This is a genomic window from Nocardia sp. NPDC006982, from assembly GCF_042869435.1.
Lineage (GTDB): Bacteria > Actinomycetota > Actinomycetes > Mycobacteriales > Mycobacteriaceae > Nocardia.
Genome location: NZ_JBIAFV010000006.1, coordinates 254,460 through 275,973, shown reverse-complemented (window position 1 = coordinate 275,973; position 21,514 = coordinate 254,460). Strand labels below are relative to the sequence as shown.

20 protein-coding genes and 1 pseudogene are annotated in these 21,514 nt (G+C 63.9%); 13 read left to right on the top strand and 8 right to left on the bottom strand.

The features are described 5' to 3' along the window. Positions 1-22: 22 nt before the first annotated feature. Genes ACFYOW_RS25360 through ACFYOW_RS25350 form a run of 3 tightly spaced genes read left to right on the top strand, consistent with a single transcriptional unit; the run spans position 23 to position 2,681 of the window. Positions 23-1,060, top strand: a complete 1,038-nt coding sequence (locus tag ACFYOW_RS25360; RefSeq protein ID WP_357474463.1) for an MlaD family protein — start codon at positions 23-25, stop codon at positions 1,058-1,060. After that, positions 1,057-2,025 carry an MlaD family protein gene (locus tag ACFYOW_RS25355; protein ID WP_357474460.1) on the top strand — a complete coding sequence of 323 codons (969 nt, stop codon included), beginning with the start codon at positions 1,057-1,059 and terminating at the stop codon, positions 2,023-2,025. Before ACFYOW_RS25360 ends, ACFYOW_RS25355 begins: the two co-directional genes overlap by 4 nt. A 38-nt stretch (positions 2,026-2,063) precedes the next feature. Further along, complete coding sequence (locus tag ACFYOW_RS25350) at positions 2,064-2,681, top strand: hypothetical protein (protein ID WP_387291830.1); 618 nt, start codon at positions 2,064-2,066, stop codon at positions 2,679-2,681. A 2-nt stretch (positions 2,682-2,683) separates the two neighbouring features. On the opposite strand, the gene ACFYOW_RS25345 is transcribed toward ACFYOW_RS25350, so the two are convergent. From ACFYOW_RS25345 to ACFYOW_RS25335, 3 genes are all read right to left on the bottom strand, one after another. Beyond that, a complete protein-coding gene (locus tag ACFYOW_RS25345; RefSeq protein ID WP_387291829.1) occupies positions 2,684-3,508 on the bottom strand; it encodes an SDR family oxidoreductase in 825 nt (274 codons plus the stop codon). 77 nt (positions 3,509-3,585) lie between these two features. After that, entirely contained in the window at positions 3,586-4,017 is a 432-nt protein-coding gene (locus ACFYOW_RS25340) for an SRPBCC family protein (RefSeq protein WP_387291827.1), read from the bottom strand. A gap of 143 nt (positions 4,018-4,160) precedes the next feature. Further along, the gene (locus ACFYOW_RS25335; protein ID WP_387291825.1) at positions 4,161-4,904 is read right to left on the bottom strand and encodes a TetR/AcrR family transcriptional regulator C-terminal domain-containing protein; all 744 of its coding nucleotides are present in this window, start codon (positions 4,902-4,904) and stop codon (positions 4,161-4,163) included. A gap of 77 nt (positions 4,905-4,981) precedes the next feature. On the opposite strand from ACFYOW_RS25335, the gene ACFYOW_RS25330 reads away from it, so the two are divergent. The 4 genes from ACFYOW_RS25330 to ACFYOW_RS25315 are packed head-to-tail and all read left to right on the top strand — an operon-like array spanning position 4,982 to position 8,657. After that, positions 4,982-5,836 carry an alpha/beta fold hydrolase gene (locus ACFYOW_RS25330; RefSeq protein ID WP_387291823.1) on the top strand — a complete coding sequence of 285 codons (855 nt, stop codon included), beginning with the start codon at positions 4,982-4,984 and terminating at the stop codon, positions 5,834-5,836. Beyond that, positions 5,833-6,729, top strand: a complete 897-nt coding sequence (locus ACFYOW_RS25325) for an alpha/beta fold hydrolase (protein ID WP_387291821.1) — start codon at positions 5,833-5,835, stop codon at positions 6,727-6,729. The genes ACFYOW_RS25330 and ACFYOW_RS25325 overlap by 4 nt, the downstream gene beginning before the upstream one ends. Beyond that, complete coding sequence (locus ACFYOW_RS25320; RefSeq protein WP_387291820.1) at positions 6,726-8,306, top strand: FAD-dependent oxidoreductase; 1,581 nt, start codon at positions 6,726-6,728, stop codon at positions 8,304-8,306. The genes ACFYOW_RS25325 and ACFYOW_RS25320 overlap by 4 nt, the downstream gene beginning before the upstream one ends. Positions 8,307-8,324: 18 nt before the next feature. Then, complete coding sequence (locus ACFYOW_RS25315) at positions 8,325-8,657, top strand: hypothetical protein (protein ID WP_387291818.1); 333 nt, start codon at positions 8,325-8,327, stop codon at positions 8,655-8,657. Between the two features lie 44 nt (positions 8,658-8,701). On the opposite strand, the gene ACFYOW_RS25310 is transcribed toward ACFYOW_RS25315, so the two are convergent. After that, complete coding sequence (locus tag ACFYOW_RS25310; RefSeq protein ID WP_387291816.1) at positions 8,702-9,850, bottom strand: DUF3500 domain-containing protein; 1,149 nt, start codon at positions 9,848-9,850, stop codon at positions 8,702-8,704. Further along, on the bottom strand, positions 9,837-10,916 hold the full coding sequence (locus ACFYOW_RS25305) for a zinc-binding dehydrogenase (protein ID WP_357474431.1): 1,080 nt from the start codon (positions 10,914-10,916) through the stop codon (positions 9,837-9,839). Before ACFYOW_RS25305 ends, ACFYOW_RS25310 begins: the two co-directional genes overlap by 14 nt. Positions 10,917-11,181: 265 nt before the next feature. On the opposite strand from ACFYOW_RS25305, the gene ACFYOW_RS25300 reads away from it, so the two are divergent. From ACFYOW_RS25300 to ACFYOW_RS25290, 3 genes are read left to right on the top strand one after another with little or no spacing between them, the layout of a single operon-like run. Continuing rightward, positions 11,182-11,967 carry an SDR family oxidoreductase gene (locus tag ACFYOW_RS25300; RefSeq protein ID WP_357474428.1) on the top strand — a complete coding sequence of 262 codons (786 nt, stop codon included), beginning with the start codon at positions 11,182-11,184 and terminating at the stop codon, positions 11,965-11,967. A 34-nt stretch (positions 11,968-12,001) separates the two neighbouring features. Next, positions 12,002-12,931: a dihydrodipicolinate synthase family protein gene (locus ACFYOW_RS25295; protein ID WP_387291814.1), complete on the top strand. Its 930-nt coding sequence runs from the start codon at positions 12,002-12,004 to the stop codon at positions 12,929-12,931. Positions 12,932-12,983: 52 nt separating this feature from the next. After that, entirely contained in the window at positions 12,984-13,889 is a 906-nt protein-coding gene (locus tag ACFYOW_RS25290) for a LysR family transcriptional regulator (protein ID WP_387291813.1), read from the top strand. 24 nt (positions 13,890-13,913) lie between these two features. Here ACFYOW_RS25290 and ACFYOW_RS25285 read toward each other — a convergent pair whose 3' ends face one another. The 3 genes from ACFYOW_RS25285 to ACFYOW_RS25275 form a co-directional block, all read right to left on the bottom strand. Beyond that, entirely contained in the window at positions 13,914-16,052 is a 2,139-nt protein-coding gene (locus ACFYOW_RS25285; RefSeq protein ID WP_387291811.1) for a bifunctional 3-(3-hydroxy-phenyl)propionate/3-hydroxycinnamic acid hydroxylase, read from the bottom strand. Further along, positions 16,049-17,395, bottom strand: coding sequence for an amidohydrolase family protein (locus tag ACFYOW_RS25280; RefSeq protein WP_387291810.1), 1,347 nt, complete (start codon positions 17,393-17,395; stop codon positions 16,049-16,051). Before ACFYOW_RS25280 ends, ACFYOW_RS25285 begins: the two co-directional genes overlap by 4 nt. 226 nt (positions 17,396-17,621) lie before the next feature. Further along, positions 17,622-18,824 (bottom strand): MFS transporter, encoded by a 1,203-nt coding sequence (locus ACFYOW_RS25275; RefSeq protein ID WP_387291808.1) that lies wholly within the window; start codon positions 18,822-18,824, stop codon positions 17,622-17,624. Positions 18,825-19,237: 413 nt separating this feature from the next. Here ACFYOW_RS25275 and ACFYOW_RS25270 point away from each other — a divergent pair, with 413 nt between their 5' ends. The 3 genes and pseudogenes from ACFYOW_RS25270 to ACFYOW_RS25260 all read left to right on the top strand — a co-directional run bounded on the left by ACFYOW_RS25270 (position 19,238) and on the right by ACFYOW_RS25260 (position 21,508). After that, positions 19,238-20,338: a zinc-binding dehydrogenase gene (locus ACFYOW_RS25270; protein ID WP_387291806.1), complete on the top strand. Its 1,101-nt coding sequence runs from the start codon at positions 19,238-19,240 to the stop codon at positions 20,336-20,338. Further along, positions 20,301-20,651: pseudogene (locus ACFYOW_RS25265) on the top strand (DUF3500 domain-containing protein); the annotation flags it as partial. The gene ACFYOW_RS25270 and the pseudogene ACFYOW_RS25265, both read left to right, overlap by 38 nt. 20 nt (positions 20,652-20,671) lie before the next feature. Next, entirely contained in the window at positions 20,672-21,508 is an 837-nt protein-coding gene (locus ACFYOW_RS25260; RefSeq protein ID WP_387291804.1) for a DUF3500 domain-containing protein, read from the top strand. Positions 21,509-21,514: the final 6 nt, after the last annotated feature.

The following is a 21,514-nucleotide window of genomic DNA, read 5'->3' as shown; positions in this document are numbered from 1 at the left end:
CCGCGGAAGGCACTGGGGTGCAATGAAACTCACGACAAAGCTGCTCGCGTTCGCGGTGACGGGATGCACGCTGGGAGGCTGCGCACTCGATCCGTCGGCCATTACGGTCCCGGGCATGGGCCGTGGCGACGGTTACCGGGTGCATGTCGAGTTCGCCAACGCGCTCAACCTGCCGGGGCGGGCGAAGGTGATGGCCAACGGCGTACAGGTCGGTGACCTCGCGAAAGTGCGCGTCGTGGATCCCGCGGCCACTGCCGCAGGCCATGTGATCGCGGATGTCGATATCGATCGCGCGGTGAAACTGCCCACTGCCACCACCGCACAACTGCGGCAGAACACCCTGTTGGGTGATGTTTTCATCGAGTTGACCACACCGCCGAACGGGTTCGACAAAACCATCGCCGACGGCGGCACCATCCCGATCGCACAGACGAAACCAGCTGTACAGGTGGAAGACGTCATGGCCGGGCTGGCGACATTCGTTCAGGGCGGTGCGGTGCAGCAGTTCCAGGACCTGGTGAATCGCATGAATGCGGTATTGCCCGAACAGCCTGCCGACAGCGCGCATATCGCGCAGGTCATCGGCGCGGACTTCACCGATGTCGCACGGCATCTCGGCGAGGTCGACAACTTCCTCGACGGTATGGAAGCCAATGTGGCCATGGTGCTCGACCGCGATCGAGCACTGAGCGGGCTGCTGAATGAGCAGGGCGCCACACATGTCACCTCGGCGCTGAAATCCCTGATCCTCGTGCTCGGGCTGGCCGGTGCTATGGGCGACATCGCCCACGCCCTGACCTGGATGACGCCGCTTGTGACGGCGGGCGACGCCGCGGCGAAAGCTTTTGTGCCATTGTTGTTCACCGATCGGCCACTGGACCTGAACGCGCCATCGAACCTCAACCGACTCGTGTCACTGCTTCGAGACCAGATCATCCCGTTCGTCGAGCACGGGCCCAAAGTGGACATCACCGGTGTCGACACCGGAAATGGAGTCCCCGCGCAGGAACAAACCGGTCGGATCATCGACACCTTGCGCATGATCGGAGCAGTGCGTTGAAATCACGAATCCTCGGTCCCGCACTGTCATTGAGCAGCATCGCCTTGGTATCACTGATCGCTCTTGCCTACCTCACATTCGACGTGGTCGGCGTCGACTGGTTTACCAGCTATTCCAAACTGACGATGACACTGACCAATTCGGGCAGCCTCGGTCCGGAATCACCGGTATTGCTGTCCGGGGTTCGCGTGGGGAAGGTCGTGTCCGTGCGCAACGGCGACGGCGGCGTCCAGGTCAGCATGCGAGTACGCGACGATTACCACATCCCGGTGGCAAGCACGGTCAGCATCGAAAACCTCTCCGCGCTCGGCGAACCACAGGTCCAATTCACGCCCGTAAAGGACGCGGCCGCCCCGTATCTGCGCGACGGACAGCACATCGACACTCGGGCCATCCGGACGCCGACCTCGATACCCGAGGTGGCCCGGCAGGTGACCCATCTGATGGAACAGCTGGACCCGCAGGCGATCGGTGACCTCGTCGATACCTTCACCCGAGGACTGGCGGGCACCGAAGTGATCGTGCCGCAGCTGGCTCGATCCACCAGCCTGCTCGCCGCCACCCTGCTGTCCCGCACCGACGCCATACACAGCATGCTCATCGACCTGCAGGCGTTGGGCGCGGATATGGATTGGACCGGCCCGGCGATGAGCGCTGCCGCACCGGGCTGGAACCAGGTCGGTGCATCGGCGGACAACCTCGCGCAATCCATCGAGAGACTCGTCCGGATCGGACGGACGCCGGACATGTATGTCCAAGACACCGGCCTCATCCCGTTCGCCGCCGAATTCACCGACTACCTCGAGCAGATGGGTCCCGACATGGCGAAGCTGGTGCCGGTGCTCACTCCATTGACCACGCATGCCACCGGGCAGCTGAGTCGCGTCGACCTCAGCGCGCTGATTTCGCAAGCACTCGCCGAAACCGGGGACGGCGCCTTGCGTTTGCAGATCAACGTCAAATAACCGGCGAACAGATCGAAAACAACACCCCAGGAGCACATATGACCATCGATGCCAACGAACGAATCGACGAAGAAACGACAACTGACCGACCGGCACGGGCTGAGGACAACTCCGTAGCGACCGGGCGCGCATCGGGGACGGTGTCGATACGACTGTCCGCCATCGCATTCGGAGCCGCGATTATCGCTCTGGTGGCGGCAACGGGCGTATTCGCCGCGCTGTGGCTTTCGGCTCGCGGTCAGCTCAGCGACCGTGACGCCACCGCCGCCGCCGACCGCCGTGCCGAGCAAGTCGCCACGGATTACGCGGTCGGCGCCTCCACCATCAACTTTCAGGACTACAACGCGTGGATCGCCAAGCTCAAGGCGAATACCAGCCCGCAGTTGGCGAATAAATTCGATGCCACCGCACCGAAACTGCAGGAAATCTTGGTGCCGTTGAAATGGTCCTCGACCGCAACACCGGTCAGTGCCGTGGTCACCTCGGAGACCGGCGGCGTATACAAGGTGAACGTCTTCCTGAATGTCAACTCCACCAACGCCCAGACTCCCGACGGAGGCCAAACGACGGTGACGTATAACGTCACCGTCGACTCGGGTGCGGGATGGAAGATTACCGATGTCGGCGGTATGGACGGCGCTCTACCGCTGAAATGAGCCTATTTTTGCTGCTGGAAGAGACTGGTGAGATGCTCTTCCAGGGTCGTCATATGGAACGACGGCGCATAGGCTCCGACCGTATTCTCCGATGCGACGGAGCCATGGCTGTCCCAGTAACGAACCAAAGGAATGATCGATGAGAGTCGGTGTCCACGCCAGCGGAAATAAGGAAGGGCGGCCAGGAAAAGGTAAGCGTAACTTCGTGGTGCGACGAAGTCGATATCCCCATTCACCACACGATCCTTGCAGACCAACTCTTGCACGATGAACGGGGCCACGTCTTTTTGACTCACATAGCTGATGTGGCGCGACTTGTCGATAGGCAACAAGAACCTGCCCTTGTTGAGCAAATCCAGCCGCGGGTCGAAAACATCTTCCATATATGATCCGCATCGCAGCACGCTGTAGCCGATGCCACTCGACGCCAACAAGCGTTCGACCTCGAACTTGGCATCGAGAACACCGACGCCGGTGTTCCGGCCTGCTCCGAGCGCGGAGGTGTAGATCAGGTGCTTCAGCTTGGCCGCCTTGGCGCCTGCGATAACAGCGTTCGCTGCCTCGAACTCCGTCGACGGGTCATTCTGCCGCGCGATCGGCGTCAAGAAGAATGCCGCATCCGCGCCGTCGGCTGCCCGCGCGACATCGTCCGCGTTCATCATGCTGCCAGCGACGATCGTCGCTTCGGGATAGCGACGCGCAAGCGTATCGGCGTCGCGGGCGAGGAGACGGACCGAGACTCCTTGGGCCAGCAGGCCGCGTACGAAGACTTCGGCCACTTGGCCCGAACACCCGATCGCGGCAATGGTTTTCCTTGGCTCGTTCAATCGAACCACCTTTCTGGTACGACCGAATCTGTCCCGAACCGCGGGCCATAAACGGCGCGCGGTGCGGCGGACAGATATCAGGCGACGAGCCCCTGAGCCTTTTTCAGCGATTTGTCGAGGGCGCTGACGAGCGAGTTCTTGAAGACCCCGCCCATGGGGCCGTCGATCATCCCGCCGTCGATACTGGCTGTTAACTCGACCGTGGTGGTCTCGGCCTCGCCTCGCAGGCTGATGGCGAGTGCTAGTTTGACGCCGGCCCTTGTGGTTCCGCCCATGGCGATCGAGCGCGGCGCGTCGACATTCTCGAAAGTCCAGTCGATGGTGACCGGCATGTTCATCACGCTCGCACTTGCGGTAGCGGTGTCGCCGCTGGTGAGCTGGGCTGGGACGGCGCTCTTCCACGATTTGTGAATCACAAGCCAATCGCCCCAGCGCGACGGATCGCCGAGGACCTTCCAGACCTCGTCGGGACTGGCCTTGTAGCTGGCGCTGGTTTGCACGGTACGCATGCGATTCTCCTGTTCTCGGCACACTCGCGATCTCGCGCACGACGGCTGTCGCCGCGCGGAGTCCGGGTATCTAATTCGGCTACAGCGTATCCGAATTAAAACCGAGCGCCAAGATGGATCGAAAGCAGCGGCATCCGAACGAATCAGGTGGGGTCCACTGCGTCGGCCGCCGCGTCGTGCAGCGGCACGAGGCCCGCGACGAGTAGCTGCAGACCGAAGCGGAATTCACTTTCCAGAGTTTGCCTCGGCAGACAATCGGCGACCGCGATCGTGGCGGGGAATCGCGCCGGATCGAGTTGGCGATAGAGCGCGGTGAGTGGGGCGGGGTCGATGTTGGCTTCGGTGTCGTGGCCCTGTAGCTGTGCGGCGAAGCCGACGGCATAGCGGGCAATGGTGGCGTATACAAGCGCCGCGGACTTCGGGGGGAAGCCGTTGGCGAGCAGCATGGCCAAGACTCGCTCGCGCAACATGAGCGAATTGGGTCCGATCGGTACCTGCTCGATGATCAGGGGCGCGATCCCCCGGTGATGGTGCAGAACCGAGAAAATGGCCTCTGCGGCGGCGATGCATGCGTGCTGCCAGTCGTCATCGGGCGCGGTGTCGTCGATTTCGATCTCGCCGAGCACCGAGTCGACCACGTGGGCGATGAGTTCGGCACGGTTGGCGACTGCTCGGTAGAGCACGGCGGTGCCCGTTTCGAGACGTTGGGCGAGCGTGCGCATCGACAGCGCGTCGGCACCTTCCTCGTCGACAATGCGCAGCGCGGTCGTCACAATCCGGTCGAAGGGCACCCGTGGGCGGCCGGGGGAGCGGCGAGCCGGGGTCTCGGCGGCGTCTGAATCGGCGGTGGTCACACTCGCATTGTTGCGCATCGACAGGCTGGACACGTGATCATTATATAGTGGTCACATTGTTGCCATTATCACTTGACCTGCGCTCATGTACCGGCAACACTGTAACCATTATGAGTAGACGAGCAGTCGCCGATGATTACATCGACCCTGATTCGCGCTTCGCGATCGTCGAGGGCCGTAACCTCCACTACAAGCGGGCCGGGACGGGGCCCTCGGTGTTGCTTCTGCACGGCAGCGGCTCCTCGCTGCACTGCTTCGACCAGGTGGCCGCGGCGTTATCGTCGTCGTTCGATGTGATTCGCCCGGACCTGCCCGGCTTCGGTCTCACCGGCCCGCGCGCCGACCGGGACTATCGGATACAGACCTACGCCAAGACGGTCGCCGCCTTCTTGGACTCCATCGGGGTCTCCAACGCGTCGGTGGTCGGCAATTCCCTCGGCGGCAATATCGCCTGGAACTTCACCCTGGATTACCCGCAGCGGGTGGATCGGCTGGTGTTGATCAATGCCACTGGCTACCCGGGCAAGTCGTTGCCGTTGGCGCTGCGCCTGGCGCGTAACCCGATCGGTCGCGTGTTGGTACGGAATTTGGCGCCTCGTTCGGCCACCGAACGCAATCTGCGCTCGGCGGTCGGGTCGCGCCCTTCGGTGGTGGATGACGCAATGGTCGACCGGGTGCACGCGATGCTGACCCGGCCCGGCAACCAAGAGGCGTTCATCGACTTCGCCAACACCGACCAGATCGACCGCACCGCCGAGATTCCCGCCATCGCCGCGCCGACGCTGGTGCTGCGCAGCGCATCCGTCGATGGACAGCATTTCACGCGCGATATCGCAGGCAGCCTCGAACGGGTTCACTCCTCCGGCGGCCACCTGCTCCCCGACGAAGATCCCGAATGGGTGGCCAGCGCGGTGCTGAACTTCTTGACCGCCGAGGCGAACTCGCCGAAGAAGGGAAAGCGATGAAGTACTTCGTGGTGCGCGGCGAGACCCGCCACCTGGACGAGGCCACACGTGCCGAGTTGCGCGGTGACTTCATCGAATGCGGCGACGGGATCACGCATTACGAGATCGCCGGGCCCGAGGGCGGAGAGGTCGTCGTGTTCGCGGGTAGTTTGACCACCCCGCTGTTCTACTGGGATCAACTCGCCGGTGAGCTGCATTCGCGCGGATTCCGCACGGTTGCCTACAGTCCGTACGGGCGCGGCTATTCCGATCGCGTACGAGCAACCTACGACGAGGCCCTGTTCGTGCGGCAAATCGCGGATTTGACCCAGCGTCTGGATCTGACCGAACCCTTCCATCTCGTCGGAGCTTCGATGGGTGCGTTGGTGTCGATGGCTTTCGCTCAACAGCACACCGACCGGATCGCCACCTTTACCTTGGCTGGCCCCGCCGGGCTGCAGCCCACGCCCGCCTTCGTCCCCTTGCTGCGCCAGGAGATGTTGGGCACCTTTCTGGCAAAGAAGCTGGGTAGCAAAATGCTCGACCGGCACCTGTCCCACAATGTCCGGGATCCGCAGCAGTCCGCGGCGCTCACGGCGATGGTGCGGGAGTGTTATCAGTTCGAAGGCTCGGTCTACGCCTTGGCCGCAACGATCGCCTCCTTCCCGCTGGGCAGTCGTCAGGACCTCTACCGGCGAACCGGGACACTTCCGTTCCCGACGTTGTTGCTGTGGGGCGACGAAGATCAAGTCACCCCGATCACGAGCTTCGACGAGGTGCGCCAGTTCTTGGCGCCCGTGGAGTCGCACATTATCTCGCCGTGCGGGCACATGGTCCCCTACGAGGAGCCCGCCCGGATGAGTCTGCTGTTCACCGCGTTTGTCGAAGCTGCCAGGAAAGAGTCGTCACGATGAAGACCAAGACCGAACTGACCGACGTCCTGGTCGTCGGCGGCGGGCCGACCGGCACCGCCTTGGCGATCGATCTGACCCGCCGCGGACTGGCGGTGCGCATCATCGACAAAGCCGCGAGGTCTTTCGACGGTTCGCGCGCCAAGGGAGTCCAGCCGCGCAGTCTGGAAGTGCTCGAGGATCTCGGCGTCCTCGACGATATCCGCGCAGGCGGAGCCGAGTACCCTCTGTTGGGCATTCATGCGGGTCCGCTGACTATTCCGTGGCATATGATCTCCCGCAACGAGCTGACATCCGATGTGCCGCACCCGAATACGTGGTTGATTCCCCAGTTCCGCACCGATGCCGCGCTGCGCGCCGGACTGCAGCGGCTGGGCGTGACAGTCGAATCGAAACGTGAACTCGTCGGATTCGAGCAACACCGGGACGCGGTCGTGGCGACGGTCGCCGGTCGCGACGGTGTCGAAGAGATCGGCGCCCGCTACCTTGTCGGCGCGGATGGTGGGGCGAGCACGGTCCGCAAAACAGCGGACATCGGCTTCGAGGGCTCGACGGACGAATCCGATCGGATGATCATCGTCGACGCCGTGGTGGAGGGTCTTTCCCGGGATCGCTGGCATGTGTGGCCGCGTCCGGGCGGCCGGTTCGTCGGTGCGTGCCCGCTGCCGCACTCTGATCTCTTTCAGGTGATGATCCGTCTGCAACCCGGTGAGGAGCCTGCTCTCGACGAGGACAGCCTGAATGCGCGCATCCGCAAGCAGACCGGCGACAACCGCCTCCGCTTGTCGAACATCGGCTGGACATCGGTATTTCGCCCCAACATTCGACTGGCGGACCGGTACCGGTCGGGTCGGGTATTCATTGCCGGTGACGCCGCTCATGTCCATCCCCCCGCGGGCGCGCAAGGACTCAATACTGGTCTGCAGGATGCCTACAACCTGGGCTGGAAACTCGGCCAGGTGCTCGCTGGGGCGCCGGAGAGCCTGCTCGACACCTACGAGGCCGAGCGGCAGCCGATCGCGGCCGGTGTCTTGGGCTTGGCGACCAAGAAGTACGACGGCCTGGCCAAACTCGACCCGTCCTCGATCAAGCGCGGCGATGACGAACGCCAGCTCGGCCTGCACTACCGCGGCGGCCCACTGGTAACCGCCGATGCCGAACAAACCGCTGCGCTGCGGGTCGGCGACCGGGCGCCGGACGCGAAATTGCTGGACGCGGCCGGGGGAGCGCAGCGCCTGTTCGACCTCTTTTCCGGACCGCATTTCACCGCAATCGGCTATGGTCCCGCGGCCGTCGAGGAACTAGCCGCATTGGCGTGGCCGTCGGCGGGTGCGGGACTGAAAAAGGTCGCCATCAATGGCGGTGAGCAGGTCGACGCCGATGTCGTGCTCGTCGATATCACCGATTCCTTCGCTCGGATCTATGGCGTGGCCGACTCCGCACTCCTGTTGATCCGCCCCGACGGCTACATCGGCTCCATCGCCACCACCGACATGGCGCGGGTAACCCTGGCACACGCCGCCGCGATGACCCCGGCCGTCGACGCCTCCGCCGTACCCAATGTCGGGGGAAAAGGGTGAACCGCGACAACGTCGCGCGTGGAACGGCTGCGTCGCGACCTGACGAGCTTCGGACACCGAATGCTCGAAGAAGATCGGGCCGCCGTCAGCGCCGCTGAGGGCGTTTATCAGTTTGGAAATGCGATGATGTGGCATCTGATGGTCGATTTCGGTATCGGTTCACCATTGCATTTCGTTGCCTCCTACGAGGCGGCCGTAACGTTCGCGCGGGAGGCCATCGAAGGGGGTTGGGCTCGGGCCGTCGCTGTCGATGATCGGGTGGACCAGAGTTATCCGGTTATGCCGTGCCAATGCCTGTTTTCGACGCCGAGCGGGCCGGGTCCCGCAGACATGTTCAAAAACGCCGGTTGACGACTGCCCGGGGGACACCAGGGCAGCCGTTCAGCCAACGTTGTTCAATGCGAGCGTCGGCGATGCTCGGCCAGACTGTCCAGCCCGAAATCCGAACGCGGGTTACGCCAGACGGAGTGTGCGTGGTTGGCGTGGCGCTGGGTGTTGTCGTACTCGATGAGCAGTTCCGGGCCCTGGATGCGGTAGTAATGCGGTTCTCCCGCCCGCAGGCTGCCCGCCCATCCGAAATGGATCTCGTCGAGTACGTGATCGGCCGCGTAGTGCGCCGAGTGGGCCTCGGCTAGTGCGCTCGGTGCACGTCCGCTGTACAGATCGATCAATTGTCGCAGAATGTGGCGCTGTCCCGGGTCGAGGTCGCGCGCGGATAGGCCCGTGGGCGGCAGGTAGATGGCCATGGCCGCGTGGTCGGCTTCGGTGTATCCGCTGCCTTCTTCGGCACGCCGGTCGACGGCATCGACCAGATCCCGCAGTGCCGGGTCGCTGAACCTGCCGCGCCACAAATCCTGCATGTGCATCATCGTGTCGCCGTGTGCGATGGTCGGCCGGTTACCGGAGACGATGTCGGATATCGCGCTCTCGTGCAATAACGCCACGCGGTATCGGTCCGGGTCCAGCGACCGTGCCAATTCCCGCGCGGCCTCTTCTGGTCCGCCCAGCGGCCGTAGCGCTGAACCGAGTAGTGTAGTACTGGCCGGATCGGCTCCGATGAAGCACGGCGTCGTCGAGACGATGCGGCCGCCGACGATCAGGTTGTTCAGCGAGATGTGGTGGCCGCCGAAACGCCATGCCCAGACCGGGTCGCCCGGTCGGCCGAACAATCTGAGCCAGTAGAGGCCCGGATCCCGGCCCCGTTCCCGTCCCCAATTGACGTGCCATCCTTCGACCTGATCGAGGACATTCTCCAGCCCCATCACCGTTGAGACGGTGGCATATCCGGCCTCTGACAGGCCTGAGGCGACCAGCTGCATTGCCAAGCCCTGCTGGCGTGCGGTCTGGTCGCGAAGGGCGAGTCCACCGTGATCGGTGGGTGTGTAGAACCACTGGAGGCGTTCGGCCTCCGCGTCCGGAGCGAGTGGGGAGGCGAATTGCGCCTGAACTCGCTGTTCGTGAGTCAGGGTCGCGAGCCACGCTGTCGCACGCTCGGCCATGTCGGTGGCGACCAGCTCGCGGACGGTGACGTCATTCGGCGACATCGAGCATCACCTTGATGGCGTTGTCTCGTCGTCCGGCGTAGGTATCGAAAGCTTCGGCGATGTCCGCGAGCGGGAAATGATGTGTCACCAGGTCGGCGGTGTGCAGTCGGCCGTGGGATGCCAGCGACAGGGCCCTGGCTACCGAGCCCGCGCCTTCGCCGCGGACGGTGTGGATCGAAATCCCGTTCATGACAGCGTGATTGAGGTCGGCAGACACCGGCTGTTCGAAGAATCCGGCCAAAACGACCTTGCCGGAGCGTTTGGCCATGTGGATCGCGTCGTCGACCGCGCTCGCAGCGCCCGAGCACTCGACGACGACGTCGGCGCCCAGACCGCCGGTAACCTCCCGGACCGCGGCGACGGCATCTTGCTCGCGGACATTGAACAGGTGATCGGCCCCGAACTGCTTTCCGATTTCCAGCCGCTCGGGGCGGGTACCGGCAAGCGTCACAAGGTCCGCCCCTAGCTGGCGGGCTACCTGCACAGCCAACAGTCCGATGGGACCGGGGCCTATCACCGCGACGGTGGCACCGACCAGGAGCGAGTCGAGCACGTCGTAGACATGCATCACGGTGCCGGCGGTGGTCAGCATGACCGCCGAGTCGAAGTCGATGTGATCGGGCAGCCGATACAGCGTCGAGACATGATTGACGACATATTCGGCGAAGCCGCCGTTGACCGTCATACCCACGACCCGATGCCCTTTGGTCGCGTTGCCGTAGTTCAGGCAGTCCGTATAGCAACCGGACAGGCAGTTGGCGCAGCGCATGCAACCCCGATGTGCCTCCGTGACAACACGATCGCCGACCGCGAATTCGTCGACAGCACTGCCGACCGCTGCCACGACGCCGGCATATTCGTGACCGGGAACGAATGTGCCCGGCGCCGGGCCTGCGCCACCGAAGAAGCGTCGGCTACGGACCTTGAGGTCGGTGCCGCACAACGACGCCCGGTGCACTCGCACGAGAACGTCTTCCGGCCCCGGGCGCGGCACCGGCATAGTTTTGGTTTCGATGATTCCTGGCTCGCCGATTACGGCCGCGAGCATCGTATCCGGAATAGACACAACACCGCCTTTCGTTGGCTATTGATGAATTATCAGTACGCTACGTGAAGGAAATCTTTTTTGTCCAAGTGTCATTTTGCGACGATTGCGTGGCTCTTTTTGTCGATGAGGCGCTGAACTGGGCGTATAAGTTTTCCCTATAGAGGGCGGCGAATATACCTATTGGGCGCGGACAGCTCCGTGATGTACGGTTCGGAACATATGTAATTACCGGACTCATGGAAAACGCCGGATTATCATCGGGCCTGCGGTCGAGGAGTCAACATTGGATCTTGGGATTGGCAGCAGAACTGCACTGGTGCTGGGCGGAGGTGGCGGCCTCGGCGGTGCGATCGCGGAAAGACTCGCGGCCGAGGGCGCCAACGTGGTCGTCGCTGATATTCATCTCGAAGCCGCCGAATCACGCCGCGACGCGATCGTCGACAGGGTCGGCCGGGCCATGGCAATGGGTTGGGATATTGCTGACCTCGACGTCATCGAAGGCAATGTCGACGCGATCGAGCAGACCTTCGGCCCGGTCGACATCTTGGTGAACAACACCGGTGGGCCCGCGCCGGCGCCGGTTCTCGGCCAGCCCCCTGCGCTGTGGCTCGACACTTTCCGTTCCATGGTGCTGTCTGTGATCGCGATCAGCGACAGACTTGTCCCCGGCATGCAGACGCGCGGGTGGGGGCGCGTCATCACCAGCACCAGTTCGGGGGTCGTCGCACCCATTCCCAACCTCGGCCTGTCGAACAGCCTTCGTGCCGCACTGCTCGGCTGGTCCAAGACGCTGGCCCGTGAGGTCGCCGCGGACGGCGTCACCTGCAACGTCGTCGTGCCGGGACGGATCGGCACCCAGCGCGTCGAGCGTCTCGACCAGATCAAGGCCGAGGCGCAAGGCAGAACCGTCGAACAGATCGCGGCCGACAGTGTGGCCACCATCCCGATCGGCCGCTACGGCGAACCACACGAGTACGCGTCGACCGTGGCGTTCCTGGCGAGCAATGCGGCGTCGTACATCACCGGCTCGGTGGTGCGCGTCGACGGCGGGCTCATTCCCAGCCTCTGAAACCGAAAACCCCACAGCCACAAGGATATCAGCCATGGCCCTGCTCACCCGCGAGGCAAAGGGCGTCTTCGCCATTTCGCCCACACCCTTCGACGAGGGCGGCGCGGTGGACTTCGACTCACTGCGCCGAATCGTCGATTTCTACGAATCCGTCGGTGTCACCGGGATTACCCTGCTCGGCCAGATGGGCGAGGCACCGAAACTGTCCCACGACGAAGCAACACGAATCGTGAGCCAAGTGCTGCAGTGGACCCGGCTGCCGGTAGTCGTCGGCGTCTCCGCCCCGGGTTATGCGGCGATGCGCGAACTCACCTCCGATGTCATGGCGGCCGGGGCGGCGGGTGTCATGGTGGCACCACCCAACACACTGCGCACCGATGACCAGATCGTGGGTTATTACGAGGGCGTCGCGGCCACGCTCGGCGATTCGGTCCCCCTTGTCTTGCAGGATTACCCGTTGTCGTTCTCGGTTGTCATGAGCCCCAAGGTCGTCGGACGCATCGCCCGCGCCGTCCCCAGCTGTGTAATGCTGAAGCACGAGGACTGGCCGGGGCTGGAGAAGATCAGCGCATTGCGCGATTTCGAAGCCGCCGGCGAAATGCCCCGTCTCTCGATTCTGTGCGGTAACGGCGGCCTCTTCCTCGATTTCGAGGTCGAGCGCGGGGCAGACGGCGCCATGACCGGATATTGTTTTCCGGAAATGTTGGTCGACGTGGTTACCGGCGCCGACCGTATCGAGGAAAGTCATGACATCTTCGACGCACACCTACCGTTGTTGCGGTACGAACAGCAACCGGGTATCGGACTGGCTGTACGCAAGTACGTCATGAAGCGGCGCGGACTGCTCGCCTCCGATGCTCAGCGGGCGCCACGCGGCGTGCTGTCGAGCCGAGCGCGGGCAGAAATCGACTATTTGCTCGCCCGACTCGGTCGCTTGGATAAGCGAGTGAATCTGGTCGCGTGATTTCCCTTTGCTCCACGTTTGCAGCGTCCGTGGACGGCGGTAACGTCATCTGATGCGACTGCGCCAACTGGAGTATTTTCTCGCCGTCTGGGAAAGTGGGTCCTTCAGTGCCGCCGGGGCACGGCTATATGTCTCGCAGCCCTCGCTGTCCCAGCAGATACGTTCGCTGGAGAAAGAACTCGGCGCGGAATTGCTCGAACGCGGACGACATGGTCTTGCCCTCACACCCGCCGGACGCGTCTTCCTGCCCCGGGCCCAACGTGTGTTGCAGGCCGCAGAAGAAGCGGCGGATGCGGTACACCAGGTTGTCGAGGGACGAAGCGGTGACGTGCACGTGCTCACCGTCCGATCGATCGCCTCCGGGATACTGCCGCCGAGCGCTGTGCGATGGCACGCGCTGTTCCCGACCGCTGTCCTCCGGGTGCACGACTTCTCGCATCGCCGCGCCCTCGAGGACGCCGTTCGCAGCGGGCAGGGCGATCTCGCGGTCGGCCCGCGACCCGAACCGTGGGACGGACCGGTCGTCTCACTCGGTTACGAGGAGATGGTGCTGGTCGGCCCGGCGGGACGAAATATGGGTTCCGCAGTGGGAGCCGAAGAACTCGCCTCGGCCGATTGGATCCTCTACGAGGCCGAACAAGGCATGAGTGAGATCGCCGACCGGGTAGCCACCAGCCTCGGATTCACCCCTCGTGCCGTGGCTCGCACCGGACAGGTGACCGCCGCATTGCTGTTCGCGATGGAAGGCCTGGGCGTAGCACTTGTGCCAAATAATGTCGTGCCCGGCGGCTGGGTACAGCACACCAGACGGATCGGCCCCGGTGTCTACCGCGAGATCGTCGCCTACAGCCGCAGCGCGCCGACCCAACTGGCCCAACGGTATCGGGACTTACTCGTCTCCCTCGAGCTTCCGCTCACCGCGGCGAGGGATCTTCCGGCAGATGCGCTGCGCTGTTAGCGGCCACGGTTCATGTGCGCGCGGTCAGTAGGAGGCAAGCAGGCGGGTGCTCTCGGTTCCCGGGTGGGCGAGGATGAGACGGCCTCGGATCTCGAGGTCGAGCTTGGGGCGGACCATGTCGAGTGGAGCCGCGAAGCCATAGGCGGACAGGTCGATCCGCGCGGTCGTCGCGGCAACGATTTCGGGGCCGTCCTGTTCGAGCTCGACCTCGAGGCGCATTTCGGTCGTGGTGCCGCGAACTGTCAGCTTGCCGACTACCGCGAGTCGCCCTGGGCCGCGACCGACGGCGTCGCCATGGAATGAGATCAGTGGGTGGGTTTGCACGTCCAGGAACTCGGGCGCGCACAGATGCCGGTCTCGGAATGCGAGACCGGTCGCGATGCTAGCGGCGTGAAGTTCCAGCAGTACCGTGGCCGATCCATCCTGACCCCAGGTCATCGAGCCGGATGCTCGACGAAAGCGGCCGGTTACCGGGAGCAGTCCCCAGAGCCCGCGGGCGAAGAACCTGATGTCCGCGGTTGCGGGATCGAGTTTCCAGACACCGGTTCGCTCGACCGCCTCGGTGTGTTCCTGAGCAGCCGATTCATTTGATATGTGCGGCATCAACTTCCTCAGCGTGTTTTCGAGCGCATTCGACGAGGGATTCGCGCAGACATAGTGGTCGGGACGGAGTACGACGAATGGCTGTCGCCTGAAGTATGGACGGGCCAGCTCATGAAGGTCTTCGAGGATCTGGGTCGGCGAACCACGATGGACGGGGCGCTGCCCCGGCGAGATCAGCGTTACATAGGTCGCGCCCAAGACGTCTTCGGCGATGCGGCGGCCGTTTTTCGATAGCGCTTCGCGTGGATCGGCGTCCCAGCCGATGATGCGCCAGCCAGAGCCCGAGATGTCATCGAGGCGGTGCTCCGCGCCGCTGAACGTCCGCACGATCGGCTGCGGAAATAGGCGGCCAACCGGAGAGCGCAGCGATGGTGGTGCCAAAAGCAAGCCGCGTCGGTACCGGGCCGGCGGCCGCCAGCGGCCTTGGCGAACGCGTTCCCGTAATGGCGGGACACGCAGGAGCGTTCCGGCCGCCGCGTCGCGAATCGCCGCCGCCCAGCGCGATTGCATCGTGACCAGATGGCCGGCCCGGACCGACAGCTTGGTTATCGCGTCGGCGTGCGGCCGCCGTTCGGCTTCGTAGGAGTCGAGGATCTGCAGTGGCGCGCCGGCGTTCACCACGGCCGCGATTTTCCAGGTGAGGTTCGTGACATCCCGGATTCCCGAGTTCAGGCCCTGGCCGATCATCGGAGGCATCAGGTGGGCGGCGTCGCCGCACAGCAACACCCTCCCGACGCGCCAATGCTCGGCGCTCTTGGCTCGGAAGGTGTAGATGAGATGGCGCAGGATCTCGGCGGTGTCGGGGTCCGCATCCTCAGCGATCACTCGCCGCGCGGCCCGGGGTGTAAGGATTTCTTCTTGGTCCTCCCACGGCATTACCTTGCGTTCCCAGCGGTGCCCACCAGCGGCGAGTCGGCCGGTCAGGCGGGGCGCCGCCGGGTCCAGCGTCATCTGAAAATACGGAAGGTGTGTGACCGGCTCCGGCAGCTTCGCATCGAGGATGAGCCACGTGTCGGTATATGCGGATCCGACGAGCTGGACGCCGATCGCTTCGCGGGTGGCGCTATTGGCGCCATCGCAGCCGACAACGAAGCGTGTGCGCGCGTTACCGGTCCCGCCGTCGACATCACGAAACGTGAGTTCGACGCCTTCGTCGTCCTGGGTCAACCCGGTTAGCCGGTGCCCCAGTCGGATATCGACATCCGGGTACTCCGCAAGGGCCGCCCGAAGTTGCTTATCCAGCAATGGCTGGTAGATCGCCGATATCCACGGATGCCCCTGGAGTTGTTCCGTTGGCAGTGTCGTCGCGACGACCTTGCCGCGAGCCGACACCCACTGGGCGCCGGCCCTGAGGAGCATGTCTGGAACGGCGCGCTTGTACACCCCCGCTTTCTGCAGCGTGCGCAGCGCTTCTCCGTCGAGAACGCCGACGCGCGGATTGGGGTACACGTCGCACTCGCGCTCGAGGGCCAATACCGTCAACCCCGCACGCGCCAGCAGCAGCGCCGCAAGCTCACCGACCGGCCCCAGGCCGATCACGGCAACGTCGAACGTGATCATGACAGGTGTCGGCAACCCGTGAAAAGGATGTCGGTAGCTCGGGAACGACTCACGAGGCCTGCCGCCGAACTTTCGAGGTGCTGCAATACCGATTCGATGTCCACGCCGAGCAGTCGGCCATCGCGCTTGACGATTCGTCCGTCCACGATCACGGTGTCGACGTTGCTGGTGTCCATATGCTGTACGACGGCGCCCGGCGCGTGATTTACCGGTCCGGCATTGAGTGTGCGAGCGTTCAATGCGATGACGTCCGCCCGTTTGCCCGGGGTGAGGGACCCGATCAGATGGTCCAGGTGGGCTCCCTGGGCGCCGCCAAGTGTTGCCATTCGGAGTATGTCCCGAACCGTGACCGGCTGAACCTCGGGTGAGTTGCTCTGCATCGCTACTTGGATTCGGCTGCGCTGCCACTGGTAGGCCGCACGCATCTGGGAGAAGAAGTCGACGGGTGCGATGCCGACCGTGTCCGTGCCGAAACTTGTTGGGATGCCATGTTCGAGGGCCGTTTGCAGCGCCGGTTGGCCCATGGCGAGCGATTGCTCCGCGCTGGTGGAGACCGATACCTTGCCACCGGTCCGTTCGATGGCTCGCCATGCGGCGTCCTCGATACCGAGGCAGTGGATGTAGGTGATCCAGGGGCCGAGCAGTCCCTCCTCCTCGAACTGTTCGAGCACGTAACCCCAGCTGGTGTCATTGACATGCGCGAACATGGGCAGACCGAGGTCTCGCGCAAGCTGGAACAAGTCCTCATCGACGTGATAGCCCAGTGCCAGGCGGACGAGTGTTCCGTCGTGCACCTCACCGGTCGTTTCGATGAGGCGACGGATGTCTTCCGGATGGGCGTACGACGGGTCCGGCTCGTGATCGCCGAGTGACGGCGAGAAGCTGAAGACGCACCGGATTCCGGATCGGCGGATTCCTTCGAGCGCGGCGTCGGTGTGCTCGGGGGTGTACGAGCATTGCGACGTGTCGACGACGGTCGTCGTTCCCGCGGCCAGGTTCTCCAGTGCCCCACCGAATTGTCCCCAGTAGACGTCCTCCGGCGTGTACTGGTGGAACAGCGCGTCGGCTCCGGCCCGGGATTGCATGAAGTAGTCCATGTCGAGGGCATCGGCCCAGTACGAGCGCAGGGCGGTCTGGAACATGTGGTGATGCGAGTTCACGAAGCCGGGAAGGACGATCTTGCCCGCGCAGTCGAGCACCTGCGCGTCGGCCGGTAAATCCTGCCCCACCTCGACGATCCTGCCGTCCTCGATGAGCACATCGCCACGTTCATGATCACCCAGCTTCTCGTCCATCGTGAGGACGATTCCGCCGCGCAGCAGCAAGCGACCGTCGGAATTCATGACCGCCTCCAATTGGACACACAAGGTGGGTTGCAAAGCGCCTTTGTCATAATGGACACAGTGTTGCCGTTATTATGCTCGGTGTCAATGGCTACCTCGGCAACGGAGACGGCGACAATCGCGTAGGCCCGCGCACGTCGAAGTCGGCGGAACGCTGTGCACCCTCGGTACCGGACGCGATGACGAGCGAAAGGGCTTGGCCTGATGTCTGTTTCAATGCTGCTCGCTACTGGACTGCGGCACCACGGCAGGTGAGGTCGGGGGCCGAAGCCGGTCCGGGATCCGGCGTCGCGGCGCGAACGGTGCCGAGCAATGACACCGTGGCCACGGCGCCGAGGATTGCTCCGAAGACGATGCCGATGTGGGAAAGGTTCCAGTGCTGGGCGGCCAATCCCACGCCCAAGACGGGAACGGAGATCGCGAAATAGGCCACGACGAAGTAACTGGAGGCGATTTCGCCGCGCTGCGAAGGCGGAGCCGCTTCCACTACCGCGCCCAGTCCTTTGCTGAAGCTCGTGCCCTGTCCGACACCGGCGATCACCGCGGCCGCGATGAGGATCAGTACCGACTGGGCGCTGAGAGCCGCACCGACCAGTGCGGCGCTGATTATCAGGGCCGTACAACCGAGGATCATGGCGTTGGGAACGGGCAGCGTCCTGGTGAGGACTTGGGCAGCCGCGGACGCGGCGAAAGTCAAGGAAACCAGCAATCCGGCAACGGCCTTGTTGTGAACGTGCAGAGATTGATTCAGGAAGGTCGGCACGACCGACGCGAATAGGCCGATCACGCAGAACCCGGCGAAGGCCGCCGGCGCCGCACGAATGAACGCCTGCCTTGCCTCGGGCGGAATCGAGAACCGCTGCACGGTGAGCCGAGCCCGCGGCTGTGCCGCAATGGTCTCGTCCGCATTCCTGATAGCTGGCACCGCCAACCCGACCATCACCAGGTGCACCGCGAAAACACATCGCAGCGGCCACGGGCCGTATTGCACCAGCACGCCCGACAGCGTCGGCCCCATACCCAATCCTCCGATGTTCGCGACACCGGCGACCACGTGGGCTCGGGTTTTCCATATCGCGGGTGCGGCTTCGACGATCATGGCGGTCGCGGTACCGGTGAAGATACCGGCCGACAGCCCCGACAGCGCTCGCCCGAGCAGCAACTGCCACACCGGCCCCGCAGTGAGGAACACCAGCGAACTGGCTGCGGAAAAGGCCAGTCCGGCGATGAGTAGCGGTCGACGTCCGACCACGTCCGACCACCGGCCGAACAGAATCAGTGCCGCGACGACTCCGGCGGCGTAAATGGCAAAAATCGCTGTGGACGTGCTGATGGAGAATCCGAGCTCGGCGGCATACAAGGTGTACATCGGCGTCGGCATCGTCGTACCGAGCATGACCACAGCGAAGGCGTAACCAACCTGCACCATCGACCTACCGCGCCGACCGCGCGCGCCTGTGAGGCGCAAATCTGTCTTGACCGCTAATCGAGTCTCCATAATGGCAACAGCGTCGACGCTATCGCCGCTAATGTCCAGCTATATCGGCAACGATGTGGCCGATATTACTCGGAGCGGTATCGAAGCGGTCGACGCAGATCGGTGCCAACCGGAATTTGCGCCGGACCTGAGCTCGAGCAGGATTTCACAGCCAAGATCTCCCCTCCTCCAGGCGAGCCGCGCCGACGCTTTGTTAGCGGTGGCCCACGCGACGGACGTCACGAGCATCTATAGGTGTTGCCTATGCGTGTCTCGCGCTTCTGGTCTTGGACTTGCCGACGACGGGGCCAACACAATCGAGGACCAACCGGTTTTCTGCTCGAATTTCAACTGAAAGGTTGCAGATGCCCTCTGAGACAATGTTGGCTGCCGTACTCGGCGAGCCCGGGACGATCGCAACCACGCGGTTGCCTGTGCCCGAGGTGGGACCGGACGACGTCCTGGTCCAGGTCCGCCGGGCATCGCTGTGCGGTTCGGACCTCAAGATTCGAAGTCGGAAGTTCTTCGCCGGTGACGGACCGCCTCCGGGAACCTTTGTCCCCGGGCACGAGTACGCGGGTGTGGTGGCTGCGGTGGGGAGCAGCGTCGACGAGTTTTCGGTTGGTGACCGGGTCGTGACCGAGGCGCATCGCGGCTGTATGCGATGCGTCAACTGTCTCTCGGGTTCCTACACCGATTGCCTGAACTCCGGCAAGCGGGAGAAAGGGCATCGGTCACAGGGGATGACGGTCAACGGCGGGTTCGCCGAATATGTGGTCAATCATGTGTCCACCCTGCATCGGCTGCCGGATTCCGTTGATTTCGACGCGGCGGTAGTTCTCACCACTGTCGGCTCGGTTATGCACGCCTTCGATGTCCTCGGCTCCCTCGTTGTCGGCGCGAGTGTCGCCGTGATCGGCCCCGGGCCCATCGGGCTGCTGGCCGTTCAGGTCGCCCGCCAACTCGGAGCCGACCCGGTGGCTCTGGTGGGTACCAGGTCAAGCCGGTTGGCGCTCGGCAAGCAGTTCGGCGCCGACGTGGTGCTCAACTCGCGCGCGATGGACGCCGTCGCCGCGGTACGCGATCTCACCGGTGGGCGCGGCGCCGATATCGTCCTCGAGTGCTCGGGCGCCGCGCCCGCTGTCGATCAGGCGATCCATATGGCCAAGCGGTCCGGCAAAGTCGTGCTCGTGGGCTTTTTCGAGCAGCCGGTGCTGGCCGACCTCAACCATGCCGTCATGAACGGAATCTCATTGCAGACCGTTCGTGGCGAGGGAACAGGCTCTGTTGCACGAGCCGTTTCCCTGGCAAGCCAGGGAAGACTGAACACCGACCCACTCGTGACACACCATTTCGCACTCGGCGACATCGGTGAAGCGTTCGACACCTACGCCGAACGAAGAGGCGATGCCATCAAGGTGATGCTCGATGTGTACGACGATGGGGAACCGATCCATGGTCGGTAGCGTCCCGGATTCGGTGATGTCGGCCGCGATTGACGAACCACGGCAGGCAGTGGCCGCCGCGATGGCGAGCGCTGCCACGGCATGGCTGGACGCACTGACCTCCGGTCAGCGTGCCGCCGCACTGTTCGATTCCCCGCTGGTGCCCGATGCCGAAGCGGAGCGAGTGCGGTGGTACTACACGCCGACCGACCATGGCGGGCTCGCGCTACGTCACCAGTTGGCGCATCAGCAGAGCCTGGCGATGCAGTTGGTGGCGTCGGGACTGTCCGAGGCCGGGTACGCCACTGTCGCGACCGTGGTCGGTCTAGAGAACGTCCTGGACCAGGTCGAAGGTTGGAAGGCTCGCTGGGCCCGCAACGGGGTCGCGATCCCGGACTGTACTGGCTCAGGGTGTTCGGCGTGCCGGGCGACCCGGTTTGGGGTTGGCGCTTCGGAGGTCATCACATCTCGCTCAACAACCTCATCGTCGGCGGCCGTCTCGTGTCGACGACACCCTGCTTCATCGGCGCCGACCCGGCAAGCACCTTGTTGCTGGGTGGGGCGCCGCTACGGCCGCTCGGCGGGATCGAGGATGTCGCACGGAACCTCGTCAGGTCCTTCAACGCGGAACAGCGCGAACACGCATTGCTGCACGAGTCCGCGATATCGGACATCGTGTCCGGCAACCGAGCCCGTGTGACACATGGCGACACCATGATGCATATGCAGGATCTGTGGCGCGGCCAGTTCGCGGACCCCGCGCTGAACAAGCTTGTCGATGACGTCGACCGGAACGCGGAAGAAGCCAGCGGGTACACCGAAGCCGATCACGCTGCCCTGGCGATTTCCGTTCCGCCCAAAGGAATCAGTGCGCGCAACCTCGATTCCACCCAGCGCGACGAGCTGCGACGACTGATCGCGCTGTACACCGGCCGTGTATCGGCCGCGATGGCAGAGGTACACGCCGCGCGCTACGCAACCGACGCGGTGCTCGACGTCACCTGGTTCGGCTGGGCGGGTGGTATGGCACCCGATGATCCCCACTACTACCGGATACAAGGCCCGGACCTGCTCATCGAGTACGACAACACGCAGCGTCAGGCGAATCACGCGCACGCCGTATGGCGGGATCTGTCCGCTGACTTCGGCTTCGACACCCTTGCCGAACATCGAAACAATCACTCCCATTAAGGGGGC

What these genes read in the sequence shown, in the direction of transcription:
- ACFYOW_RS25360 (WP_357474463.1), top strand. Translation starts at nt 23, where the DNA reads ATGAAACTCACGACAAAGCTGCTCGCGTTCGCGGTGACGGGATGCACG.
- ACFYOW_RS25350 (WP_387291830.1), top strand. Translation starts at nt 2,064, where the DNA reads ATGACCATCGATGCCAACGAACGAATCGACGAAGAAACGACAACTGAC.
- ACFYOW_RS25340 (WP_387291827.1), bottom strand. Translation starts at nt 4,017, where the DNA reads ATGCGTACCGTGCAAACCAGCGCCAGCTACAAGGCCAGTCCCGACGAG.
- ACFYOW_RS25330 (WP_387291823.1), top strand. Translation starts at nt 4,982, where the DNA reads ATGAGTAGACGAGCAGTCGCCGATGATTACATCGACCCTGATTCGCGC.
- ACFYOW_RS25325 (WP_387291821.1), top strand. Translation starts at nt 5,833, where the DNA reads ATGAAGTACTTCGTGGTGCGCGGCGAGACCCGCCACCTGGACGAGGCC.
- ACFYOW_RS25320 (WP_387291820.1), top strand. Translation starts at nt 6,726, where the DNA reads ATGAAGACCAAGACCGAACTGACCGACGTCCTGGTCGTCGGCGGCGGG.
- ACFYOW_RS25310 (WP_387291816.1), bottom strand. Translation starts at nt 9,850, where the DNA reads ATGTCGCCGAATGACGTCACCGTCCGCGAGCTGGTCGCCACCGACATG.
- ACFYOW_RS25295 (WP_387291814.1), top strand. Translation starts at nt 12,002, where the DNA reads ATGGCCCTGCTCACCCGCGAGGCAAAGGGCGTCTTCGCCATTTCGCCC.
- ACFYOW_RS25290 (WP_387291813.1), top strand. Translation starts at nt 12,984, where the DNA reads ATGCGACTGCGCCAACTGGAGTATTTTCTCGCCGTCTGGGAAAGTGGG.
- ACFYOW_RS25285 (WP_387291811.1), bottom strand. Translation starts at nt 16,052, where the DNA reads ATGATCACGTTCGACGTTGCCGTGATCGGCCTGGGGCCGGTCGGTGAG.
- ACFYOW_RS25280 (WP_387291810.1), bottom strand. Translation starts at nt 17,395, where the DNA reads ATGAATTCCGACGGTCGCTTGCTGCTGCGCGGCGGAATCGTCCTCACG.
- ACFYOW_RS25275 (WP_387291808.1), bottom strand. Translation starts at nt 18,824, where the DNA reads ATGGTGCAGGTTGGTTACGCCTTCGCTGTGGTCATGCTCGGTACGACG.
- ACFYOW_RS25270 (WP_387291806.1), top strand. Translation starts at nt 19,238, where the DNA reads ATGCCCTCTGAGACAATGTTGGCTGCCGTACTCGGCGAGCCCGGGACG.